At 67.5% G+C, this 1155-nt stretch carries 2 protein-coding genes; both read right to left on the bottom strand.

Annotated elements, in window-relative coordinates:
• A partial coding sequence (locus tag ACSFA2_RS25610; RefSeq protein ID WP_435458139.1) for a tetratricopeptide repeat protein occupies positions 1 to 646 on the bottom strand: 646 nt, incomplete at its 3' end.
• The coding region (locus tag ACSFA2_RS25605; protein WP_435458138.1) for a hypothetical protein at positions 643 to 1155 on the bottom strand (513 nt) is incomplete at its 5' end. The genes ACSFA2_RS25605 and ACSFA2_RS25610, both read right to left, overlap by 4 nt.

Here is a 1155-nt window from a genome sequence, read left to right as displayed (position 1 = left end):
GATCGGCCGGCTTGGCGTCGGTGCCCAGCAATTCTTTGCCGCGATCGAGATCCTTACTGGCCAATTCGCGCTGGCCCTGCGCGTCGTACGCGAGGGCGCGGTACAGGTAAGCCCACGCATAGTTCGGTTGATAGCTCAGGCCCTCGGTGAAGGCTTCGGTCGCTTCGGGCCATTGCTTGAGCTCGCTCAAGGTCCTGCCCAAGTGGTAGTAGGCCGGCATGCCCGACAGGCCGAGCCGCTCGTCCTGCATCTTGCGAAGCAGCTCGAGTGCCTTGGTGGGCTGCCCTGCATCGCGGTACAGCGACGCGAGGTTGATGAAGTCCCAGGCCTCGCGGGGTGGAATCAGGCGCTGGGATGCTTCGAGGTCCTGGATGGCCTCGTCGTACTGTTCGAGCTGCCTTCTCACGTGGCTGCGCATCTTCAGCGCCAGGCCCTTCAGGATGGCGGTCTGCGGTCCGCTCTCGACACAACGGGTCCAGAGCGCCACGGCCCGGTCCGGTTGCACATACGCGTCCTTGCTGGCGGTCAGCGGCAGGTTGCTGGCGGCACGGCATGCGCCCTGGCCCGTGAGGGGCACCGACGCGCAGCCCGCTATGGTCAGTCCCAGCGCGGCGGCCAGGACGAGTCTGATGCTGGCTTCGCTCATTGCTGCAGCGATGCGGGAAGGTCGGGACGCACGCGTTCCAGCAAGGGCGGCGTGACGGAGCCTTGCAAGGCGCAGGAGACTTTGGTCCGGCCGGGCGCCTCGTCGGCTTCGATGAGCAGCACGCGCTCGACCGTGCCCTTCTGCGCCACTGACCCGGACTGGCCACCACGGCGCCATGCGTCGATGGGATCGCCGATCCGCCGGTTTTCCGCGCGAGCCCATTCGGCGCCTGTCTTCACGACTCGCTGGGCTGGCTGCAGCAGGCGGTTGAGGGCGTCCGCGGCCGTATCGGGCGTGCCTTCGACGTCGAAGCCCCACCAGAGAAATGCGCCCATCGTCGCGTCGTAGCTCACCTCGTTGCGCCAGGCGAGCAGGCGCAGGCCTGCCACGTCGATCGGCCGTGCGAAAGGCTGCCGCTGTCCTTTTTCCGACCGCGGGTCGGCCACTGTGGGGGCGGCCGCCGTGCCATTCATGGCGACTTCGACGCCCGATCCGAAGAGCTGCGGCTT

The organism is Variovorax cryoconiti, from assembly GCF_051216395.1.
Classification (GTDB): domain Bacteria; phylum Pseudomonadota; class Gammaproteobacteria; order Burkholderiales; family Burkholderiaceae_C; genus Variovorax.
This window is presented reverse-complemented; position numbering and strand designations above follow the sequence as displayed.